At 72.5% G+C, this 9698-nt stretch carries 8 protein-coding genes; 4 read left to right on the top strand and 4 right to left on the bottom strand.

Going from position 1 to position 9698, the window contains the following annotated elements:
* Positions 1-37 precede the first annotated feature (37 nt).
* Complete coding sequence (locus RL72_RS00550) at positions 38-469, bottom strand: nucleoside deaminase (protein WP_045248850.1); 432 nt, start codon at positions 467-469, stop codon at positions 38-40.
* Between the two features lie 106 nt (positions 470-575).
* Here RL72_RS00550 and upp point away from each other — a divergent pair, with 106 nt between their 5' ends.
* The gene (gene upp, locus RL72_RS00545) at positions 576-1208 is read left to right on the top strand and encodes a uracil phosphoribosyltransferase (protein WP_045248847.1); all 633 of its coding nucleotides are present in this window, start codon (positions 576-578) and stop codon (positions 1206-1208) included.
* A 21-nt stretch (positions 1209-1229) separates the two neighbouring features.
* Here upp and RL72_RS00540 read toward each other — a convergent pair whose 3' ends face one another.
* From RL72_RS00540 to nadE, 3 genes are all read right to left on the bottom strand, one after another.
* Positions 1230-1997 (bottom strand): GNAT family N-acetyltransferase, encoded by a 768-nt coding sequence (locus RL72_RS00540; protein ID WP_248700318.1) that lies wholly within the window; start codon positions 1995-1997, stop codon positions 1230-1232.
* Positions 1987-5655 (bottom strand): TM0106 family RecB-like putative nuclease, encoded by a 3669-nt coding sequence (locus RL72_RS00535; RefSeq protein ID WP_082071874.1) that lies wholly within the window; start codon positions 5653-5655, stop codon positions 1987-1989. Before RL72_RS00535 ends, RL72_RS00540 begins: the two co-directional genes overlap by 11 nt.
* A gap of 110 nt (positions 5656-5765) precedes the next feature.
* On the bottom strand, positions 5766-6584 hold the full coding sequence (gene nadE / locus RL72_RS00530; RefSeq protein ID WP_045248845.1) for an ammonia-dependent NAD(+) synthetase: 819 nt from the start codon (positions 6582-6584) through the stop codon (positions 5766-5768).
* Positions 6585-6676: 92 nt separating this feature from the next.
* Here nadE and RL72_RS00525 point away from each other — a divergent pair, with 92 nt between their 5' ends.
* The 3 genes from RL72_RS00525 to RL72_RS00515 form a co-directional block, all read left to right on the top strand.
* Complete coding sequence (locus RL72_RS00525) at positions 6677-7234, top strand: phosphorylase family protein (protein WP_045248844.1); 558 nt, start codon at positions 6677-6679, stop codon at positions 7232-7234.
* 112 nt (positions 7235-7346) lie between these two features.
* The gene (locus RL72_RS00520) at positions 7347-8954 is read left to right on the top strand and encodes a carboxyl transferase domain-containing protein (protein WP_045248843.1); all 1608 of its coding nucleotides are present in this window, start codon (positions 7347-7349) and stop codon (positions 8952-8954) included.
* Between the two features lie 5 nt (positions 8955-8959).
* A partial coding sequence (locus tag RL72_RS00515) for a biotin carboxylase N-terminal domain-containing protein (RefSeq protein ID WP_282955656.1) occupies positions 8960-9698 on the top strand: 739 nt, incomplete at its 3' end.

The following is a 9698-nucleotide window of genomic DNA, read 5'->3' as shown; positions in this document are numbered from 1 at the left end:
GGTTTGACGCAAATAGACGGAAGCGGGACGGGGGCGGTCAGCGGCGGGGGGTGAAGAACGTCCGCAGGAGGGAGACCGCCTCAGCCTCGCGGACTCCGCCCACGACCTCCGCCCGGTACGGGAGCCTGCGGTCGCGCAGCACGTCGTAGAGCGACCCGGCCGCCCCCGCCTTGTCGTCCCAGGCGCCGAACACCACGCGACCGACGCGCGACTGCAGGATCGCCCCCGCGCACATCACGCACGGCTCCATCGTGACCACGAGCGTGCAGCCGCTGAGGTTCCAGGATCCGCGCGCCGCGGCAGCCGCCCGCAGCGCGACGATCTCCGCGTGCCCGGTGGGATCCGCGGTCTCCTCGCGGTTGTTGCGCCCTTCGGAGAGGAACCGCCCCTCCGGATCCAGCACGACCGCGCCGACCGGGATCTCGGCGGCGGCTGCGGCATCGGCGGCGAGCCGGAGCGCGCGGTCCATCGCCGCCGCGTCCGTCACCGGTTCCGCCGTCTCGCCCACCGTCACTCCCGCCGTCGTCCCGCGGGACGAGCCTAGCCGCACGTCCGTCACCGGATACTCTGTCTCTATGCGCGTTCACGTGGCCGACCACCCCCTCATCACCCACAAGCTGTCGGTGCTGCGCGACGAGCGCACCCCGTCGCCGGTGTTCCGCCAGCTCACCGAGGAGCTCGTGACGCTGCTCGCCTACGAGGCGACGCGGAACGTGCGGGTCACGCCGATCGAGATCACCACGCCCGTCACCACGACGATGGGCGTGAAGATCTCGGAGCCGCGCCCGATCGTCGTGCCCATCCTGCGCGCCGGACTCGGCATGCTCGAAGGCCTGGTGAAGCTGCTGCCGACGGCCGAGGTGGGCTTCCTCGGCATGGTCCGCGACGAGGAGACCTTCGAGCCGACGACCTACGCCGAGCGGCTGCCCGACGACCTGAGCGGCCGGCAGTGCTTCGCGATCGACCCGATGCTCGCGACCGGTGGCTCCCTCGCCGCCGCGATCCAGTTCCTCTTCGACCGCGGCGCCGACGACGTGACCGCGATCTGCCTGCTCGGCACCCCGGAGGGCGTCGCCGCGATCGAGAGCCTCGTCGGCGACCGCAACGTCACCCTCGTCCTCGGTGCGCTCGACGAGCGCCTGAACGAGAAGGGCTACATCGTTCCCGGCCTGGGCGACGCCGGCGACCGCCTGTACGGCACGGTCTGACCTTCTGCCCGATCCGCTCGCTCACACGGCGAGCACGTAGCTGCGATCCTCGCCGTACGCGGTGAAGCCGCAGCGCGCGAGGATCGGCGCCGACGTCTCGACGCGTCCCTTGACGAGCGCCGTGCGCGCTCCGCGCTCGGCACCGACGCGCAGCCGCTCGGCGAGCACCGCGCGGTAGGCGCCGCGGCCGCGGAACCGGGGCATCGTCGCCGCACCCCACAGCCGGACGAAACCGTCGACGATGGTGCAGCCACCGGTACTGGCCGGGCTCCCGTCGATGCGGGCCAGCACCCGCGCGCCGGTTCCCGCCGCGGCATCGGCCGCGACCTCCGCGAACTCTGTGCGCAGCCCGCCTTCATCGAGAGGGGCCTGATCCCAGACCGCGACGTTGACGACATCGACGTCCCGCACATCCTGCAGAGTCTGCACGACCTGCGCCGCCCGGCCCTCCGGCACCGCGATCGGGTCGCCGGGGACCGGACGCGCGAAGACCGTCAGTGTGTCGTCGTGCACGGCGCCGCGTCGTCGCAGCTCGTCCTCGAGGTCGGGGTTGTCGGCCGCATTCGTCCATACGACGAGGCGTTCCTCACCCCATGCGCGAGTGCGCGCGATCGCATGGTCGAGCACCGCTGCCGCGTCGAGCTCCGACGCGATCTGCGAACCGCGCACTCCACCCCCGAAACGGGCCGGGTAGCGGACCAGCTGCAGGGCGGACCGCTCGTGCTCGCTGTCACGCGGGAACCAGATCCACGCCGCGGACGCCCGGGCGATCTCGGCCTCAGTGTGCATCGGCGACGCCGGCCGTGACGAGCTCATCCGCCTCAGCAGAGCGTCGGCCACCCGGTGCGTCGGCATCGCGGTCGGCACCCACCAGGTGGGCGAACGCGCTGAGCCGCGCGACCCCCTCCGGCGTCCACGGCAGGTCGTCGAGAAGCGCCGGCGAGTGCACGAGGTACGCGGCGACCTTGGCGCGGGAGATCGCCACGTTGAGCCGGTTCTGCAGCAGCAGGAACTCCGGGCCGCGGGGAGCGTCGCGACCGCTCGACGCGGCGAGGGACGTGATGGACACGACGGCCTCGCGCCCCTGGAAGTTGTCGACCGTGCCGACGGCGACGTCGCCGAGACCCGCGGCCGCGAGCTCGTCGAGGATCAGCTGCTTCTGGGCGTTGTAGGGCGCGACCACGATGATGTCGGCCTGCTGGAGCGGCCGGGGCGCCGCGCCCTCCATGCCGTCGGAGTAGGCGCGTCCGACCAGGTCGCGGACGATGCGCACCACCTCGGCCGCCTCCTCGGGCGACTGGGTGGCGTTGCCCCGATGCCGGATCCGACGCACGTGCAGGCCCGGTTCCACTCCGTCGATGGTGCGGCGCTCGGCGCCCGGCGCCGAGGCGAGGGCGCCGGCGTAGGCGAGCTCCGAGACGGGGGCGGCGACGGCCGGATGCATGCGCCAGGAACGCGCGAGGAAGGATCCGTGCGCGGGATCGATCACGGCCTTCTCGTGCATGACCCAGCCCAGCGCCGAGGTGTCGACGGGTTCCGGATGCGTGCCCTGGCTCACCTGGGGAAGCTGCTGCGGATCTCCGAGCAGCAGCAGGCGCTGCGCGGCGCCGGCCACGGCGATCGTCGACGCGAGCGAGAACTGCCCTGCCTCGTCGATCACGAGCAGATCCAGCTCTCCGCGCTGCACGCGCCGCGTGTTCGAGAAGTCCCACGCCGTCCCGCCGACGACGCAGCCGACGCCGGCGGCGGCCTGCTCGGCGAGGTATCCGGCCATGCCGTCCTTGCGGATCGCGGTGAACACGGGTTCCGCCTCCGGATCCTTCGGCGCCTTTGCGACCTGCGACGCCGGCACCCCTGCCTCGACCACCCGCTCCAGCAGGTTCTCCACGATCGAGTGGGACTGCGCCACCACTCCGATGCGGTAGCCGTGCTCGTTCACCAGGCGGGCGATCACGTGCGACGCGGTGTAGGTCTTGCCCGTGCCGGGAGGGCCCTGCACGGCGACATAACTGCGGTCGAGGTCGAGCACGCCGCGCACGATCGCGTCGGCCGCGTCCCCGTCGGCCACCGGGATCGCCGCACCGGAGACCGTGCGGGGCACGGCTCGGCGCAGCACATCGGTCGCCGCGTCCTCCGGGAATTCCGGCGCGGCGTCGAGAACCGCACCCGCCCACTCCTCGATCGCGCTCTGCAGGGAGTTCACGCGGGGCGGAGCGGCGGGAGTGAGCGCCAGCGGCAGCTCGTCCCACGTCTGCCCGCCGATCGAGCGCTCGCGGATCCGGTATCCGTCGTCGCGCACGTCGACGATCTCCACCTCGTGCGGCACGTGGATCACACGCGACGGGAACTCCCCGAAGAACGGCGGCGGGGAGGCGTACAGCGCGAACGGGCTGCCACCGACGCCGAGCGTGCTGCCCGGAGCGAGCTCGCCGTGCAGGTCGACGAGGCGGGTCACGGCGCGCGCGCCCTCCTCCTGACCCCAGTCCTGCACGACCGTCGAGCGATCCGGATCGATCCGCAGCACGTCGCGCGTGGACTCCCACAGGGTCACCGGCTCGCGCAGGCGCTGGAAGTGCGAGATCCAGAAGCTCTTCGCCTCGCGCGGGAAGTAGTCGATCGCGGCGGCCGCAACCCGGTGCGTCTGACCTGCCCGCTCGAGTGCCGCGCCGGTCTCCCCCGCGTCCCGGGCCGCCTCGTGCACCCGCTGTCCCTCAGCCTGCAGCGCGAGCGAGAGCGGCGCCGGCTCGTAGGCGCGGGTCTCCGGCTCGTCCGGGGGCGCCGGAAGCACCCCGGCCTCGCGGGCGAGACCCACGAGCCAGTTGCGCAGCCTCCGCGTGGACACGCAGTCGTACCGGTTGTAGTCGGCGAGGTCGGCGAGGATCCGGTCGGCCTCCTCGGTGCGGCCGGAGGCGGCGAGCCCCCGCGCCTGCACGTACTGGACGATCGAGTCGTCGCCCTTCTGCACGTCGCTGGTGCGCACCTCGGCGCCCATGTACAGCGGCTCGAGCTTCTTGATCGAGTAGGAGCGGGATCCGATCCGCACCGTGCGCAGCACCAGCGGGTAGAGGTCGACGAACACGCCCTCGCGCAGCAGCCGGTCGACGGCGGCCTCGCCCACCCCGTACCGCTCCGCCATGTTCTGCAGATGCGAGGTCTCGTACGGCGCGTAGTGATAGATGTGCATGTCGGGATGCGCCGCCCGGCGCGCGGCCACGAAGTCGAGGAAGTCGAGGAGCGCCTGCTTCTCCGCGGCGAAGTCGTGCGCCCACAGCGCCGAGTACTGCTCCGCATCGTCGACCCAGCCGAACAGGTAGTCCAGCCCCCAGGGCTGTCCCTCCCCCGGCTCGGTGTAGAGCGGATCGCCCTCGAAGTCGAAGAACAGGTCGCCGCGGCTGGGTCGCGGCATCATCCCGATCGCCGCGGCGGAGACGACCTCGAAGGGCGGCACCGGATGGGCGTCGGCCTCCCCCGCCTCCATCGCGGCGGCATCGGCGGACATGGCGGCGAGCTGCAGCCGGGCCTGCGCGCGCAGCGCCTCGAACGTCTCCGCGCTCATGCCCTCGGGGGCTTCCGCGGCCGCGGCGAGATCGTCGATCGTCGTGATGCCGTTCGCGCGGAGCCGCGCCCTCTGCACGGGCCGCATGCGCGCGACGAGCAGCAGATCCCGGTGGGCGATCACCTCGGCCTCGCACGTGGCGCAGCGCCCGCAGGCGACCACCTGCAGGTCTCCGCGGTCATCGCCCCAGGCGAGCGGCGCGCCGGCGGCGCCCTCCTCGACGCGCCGGTCCGCGATGAGGGCGCGCAGCCGCGCTCTGCGCACGTGGAACAGCGGCAGCAGGTCGCGCACGGCATGGGTGGACACGCTCCGGTCGCCCAGGATCAGGTCGACCTCATCCGCGCGGGGGATCCCGAGCCGATCGAGCTGATCGACGTATGCCGCCAGCTGCATGAGAGCCGTCACGCGCGCCGTGCGGGCGAGCTTGGAGTCCTGCACCCGCCACCGGCCGTCCGGATCCCGCAGCAGGAAGTCCGCGAACCCGACGAACTCGGGCGTCGAGAAGGCCGCCTGGTACACGACGGTCGCCTCGGAGCGCAGCGCGCGCCCGGTCTCCGCGACCGCTGCGGCGAGCGCCTCGGCGTCGGTCGACGACACCTTCGGCAGCTCGACGACTCCCGGCCCTCCGCCCTGCGAGCGCCCGTGGCTGCGGACGTAGTCGTCGAGCACGACCAGCTCGTGGGCGTCGCCCATCGCCGCAGCGCGGGCGAGCGTGGCGTCCTCCGGATCCTCGACCGCCTCGATGCGACCGAGTTTGGCGTCCAGCGCACGCGCCCAGGCGAACTCGCACTCGGCGGCGAGCTTGAGGTCGGTGGCGCTCCAGATCACCCGGCGTGCGGAGCCGGCCGCGCCCTCATCGGATCCGGTCGTCTCGGATCCGGAAGGGGTGATCACGCGCACGAGGGCTCCTGTCGTTCGGGGGCGACGGATCGGGCCGTCCCTTCGACCCTAGACGGGGCCGCGGACAGTGCCGGGGTCGTCGACGACGAGGGCGCGGACGCTCAGCGCCACCAGGTGTCGTCGGGCGTGACCGGCTGGCGGCGCTTGTGCGAGGTCGCGAGGTAGCGCGCCTCGATGCGCTGCGCCACGTCGGCGGCGACCTCACGGCCCTCCAGGTAGTCGTCGATCTGCTCGTACGTGAGGCCGAGCTCGTCCTCGTCGGCGCGTCCGGGCGTGCCGTCCAGCAGGTCGGCCGTCGGCACCTTGTACGCGAGGCGCTCGGGTGCGCCGAGCTCGAGCAGCAGCGCGCGGCCCTGCCGCTTGGAGAGGCCGGACAGCGGGGTGAGGTCGCACGCGCCGTCGCCGAACTTGGTGAAGAACCCGGTCACGGCCTCCGCCGCGTGGTCGGTGCCGATCACGAGCATGCCGCGCTGCCCCGCGATCGCGTACTGCGTGACCATGCGCAGGCGCGCTTTGATGTTGCCGCGGTGGAAGTCGGCCACGTCCTCCAGGCCTGCCGCCTCGAGGTCGCTCTCGAGGCCGTCCACGCCGTGCTCGATGTTGACCTCGACGCCCTCGTCCGGCGCGATGAACGCCATCGCCGCCGTCGCGTCGTCGGCATCGTGCTGCACCCGGTACGGCAGCCGGACCGCGATGAAGGCGGCCTGGCCGCCCTCGGCGCGCACCTTCTCCACCGCGAGCTGGGCGAGCCGGCCGGCGAGGGTCGAGTCCTGGCCGCCCGAGATGCCGAGGACGTAGCCCTTCGCCCCGGTGTGCTGCAGGTAGTCGACGAGGAAGCCGACCCGCCGGTCGATCTCGGCGGCGGGGTCGATGAGGGGGCGCACCCCGAGGTCGGCGGCGATGTCCTGCTGCAGGGTCATGCTTCTCCTTCGGTCGTGGATCCAGTATCGCCCCAGACTGGTTGCTGAGCCCGTCGAAGTACGGGTGTGTGAACATGCGGGAGGATGGATCCATGAGACTCCTCGTCGCCGCCCTTGCCTCCGAACTGCAGGCCTTCCCCGAGACGCTGGAGGGCTTCGACCGGCTCGTCACCGGCCCCGGCAAGCTCAAGGCGGCCTACGGTCTCACCCGCGCGCTGGACGCGACCGCCTACGAGGAGATCGTCGTGGTCGGCACCGCCGGCGGCGTGGATCCCGCCCTTCCCGGCGGCGTCTACGAGATCACCGCGGCCATCCAGCACGACGTGCAGGATCTGGACGGCGTGATCGGCCAGCACGTCTCGCTGCCGCCGCGGGTCGCGACGGGCCGCGACGGGCTCGTCATCGCGACCGGCGACAGCTTCGTCGACGACGTCTCCGTCGTCGAGCGCATCCGCGGCCTCGGCGGCGTCCTGGTGGACATGGAGACCTACGCCTACGTCTGGGTCGCCGATCAGTTCGGCGTGCCGATCCGGGTGCTGCGCGCCATCTCCGACACCGCGCAGGACGGCGCGACGACGGTGTGGGACGAGACGGTGGCGGCCTGCAGCGTGCAGCTGCGCGACCGGATCCGCGCCGAGTACGCAGTCTGACGCCGGGCGGCCCCGCCGCCCCGGTCGCCGCGCACTCCTCCTCGTCGTGGACATTTCAGTTAACGCTCGCTAATCTGAATCCCGAGTCCACCGACTGCTGCAACGTCGCCCGATGGAGGGTGCTGTGTCCGAATCAACCGCGCCGAGCGTCGCTTCGCCGACCTACCGCGAGCTGGTCGAGGAGCTGCGCGAGCGTCGCGCCCAGGCCGCGCTCGGCGGCCCCGAGAAGGCCCGCCTGCGGCACACCGAGCGCGGCAAGCTGCTCGCCCGCGACCGGGTCGACCGCCTGCTCGACACCGGGAGCCCGTTCCTCGAGATCGCACCTCTCGCCGGCTACGGCCTGTACGACGGCGACGCCCCCTCCGCAGGCGTGATCGCCGGGATCGGGCTGATCCACGGACGGCACGTCATGGTCGTCGCCAACGACGCCACGGTCAAGGGCGGCACCTACTACCCGATCACGGTCAAGAAGCACCTGCGCGCGCAGGAGATCGCGGCGGAGAACCGCCTCCCCTGCGTCTACCTGGTCGATTCCGGCGGCGCGTTCCTGCCGATGCAGGACGAGGTGTTCCCGGATCGGGACCACTTCGGCCGCATCTTCTACAACCAGGCGCGGATGTCGCGCGACGGCATCCCGCAGATCGCCGCCGTGCTCGGCTCCTCGACCGCGGGCGGCGCGTACGTGCCCGCGATGAGCGACGAGACGGTGATCGTGCGCGGCCAGGGCACGATCTTCCTCGGCGGGCCACCGCTCGTGAAGGCGGCGACCGGCGAGGTCGTCACGGCCGAGGAGCTCGGCGGCGGCGAGGTGCACACGAGGATCTCCGGCGTCGCCGACCACCTCGCCGAGAACGACGAGCACGCGCTGCAGATCGTCCGCGACATCGTGGCGACCCTGCCGGACGCCGCGCCGACGCCCGAGCCGCCCGCCGCGGTCGTGGATCCCCCCGCGGTCGAGCTGCAGGACGTCGTCCCGGTCGAGCTCACCGTTCCCTACGACGCACGGGAGATCATCCGGGCGATCGTCGACGGCGGCGCGTTCAGCGAGTTCAAGCCCGAGTACGGCACGACGCTGGTGACCGCGTTCGCGCGCATCCACGGGCACCGCGTCGGCATCATCGCGAACAACGGCGTGCTGTTCGGGGAGTCGGCGCTCAAGGGCGCGCACTTCATCGAGCTCTGCGAGCAGCGCCGCACTCCGTTGCTGTTCCTGCAGAACATCACGGGGTTCATGGTCGGCCGCGAATACGAGGCCTCCGGGATCGCGAAGCACGGCGCGAAGATGGTGAACGCCGTGGCGACGGCGACGGTGCCCAAGCTCACTGTCGTCGTGGGCGGATCCTTCGGCGCCGGCACGTACTCGATGTGCGGCCGGGCGTACTCCCCGCGGTTCCTCTGGCTCTGGCCCGGCGCGCGGGTCTCGGTGATGGGAGGCCCGCAGGCCGCGTCCGTGCTGTCGACCGTGCGGCGGGACCAGATCGAGGGCGCGGGAGGCACGTGGTCCGCCGAGGAGGAGGCCGCGTTCCAGGCTCCGATCCGCGCCGCCTACGAGGAGCAGGGCAGCCCCTACTACTCGACCGCACGGCTGTGGGACGACGGGATCATCGAGCCGGGACAGACCCGCGACGTGCTCGGGCTCGCGCTCGACGTGGTGCTCCGCGCACCCCTCGACGAGACCGGCACAGCGGCGAGCCGGCGCTTCGGCGTCTTCCGGATGTGATCACGATGACCGAGACGCCCCGCACGGAGATCCCCGAGATGTTCCACACCGTCCTCATCGCCAACCGCGGCGAGATCGCCTGTCGCGTCATCGCGACCCTGCGACGCCTCGGGATCCGCTCCGTCGCGGTCTACAGCGGCGCGGACGCCGGAGCACGGCACGTCGCGCTCGCCGACGTCGCCGTGCGGATCGGGCCCGCCCCGGCCGCGCAGAGCTACCTCTCCATCGAGGCCGTGCTCGACGCCGCACGCGCCACGGGCGCGCAGGCGATCCACCCGGGCTACGGGTTCCTCGCCGAGAACGCCGCCTTCGCGGAGGCCTGCGAGCAGGCGGGCATCGTCTTCATCGGCCCCACCGCGGACGCCATCCGCACGATGGGCGACAAGATCACCGCCAAGCTCGCGGTGACCGAGCGCGGGGTGCCCACCGTGCCCGGCATCGCCAGGCCGGGGCTCACCGACGCCGAGCTCGCCGCCGCGGCCCCCGGGATCGGGTATCCGCTGCTCATCAAGCCGTCCGCGGGCGGCGGCGGCAAGGGCATGCACGTCGTCGCCGAGGAAGCGGAGCTCGCGGACGCGATCGCGGCCGCACGGCGCGAGGCGGCGGCGAGCTTCGGCGACGACGCCCTGTTCCTGGAGCGCTACCTCACGACGCCGCGCCACATCGAGGTGCAGATCCTGGCCGATGCGCACGGGAACGTCGTGCACCTCGGCGAGCGCGAGTGCTCGCTGCAGCGCCGGCACC

It is taken from the genome of Microbacterium azadirachtae (assembly GCF_000956545.1).
GTDB lineage: Bacteria > Actinomycetota > Actinomycetes > Actinomycetales > Microbacteriaceae > Microbacterium > Microbacterium azadirachtae.
The sequence above is the reverse complement of the archived record's forward strand: the minus strand, read 5'-3'. Positions and strand labels throughout refer to the sequence as shown.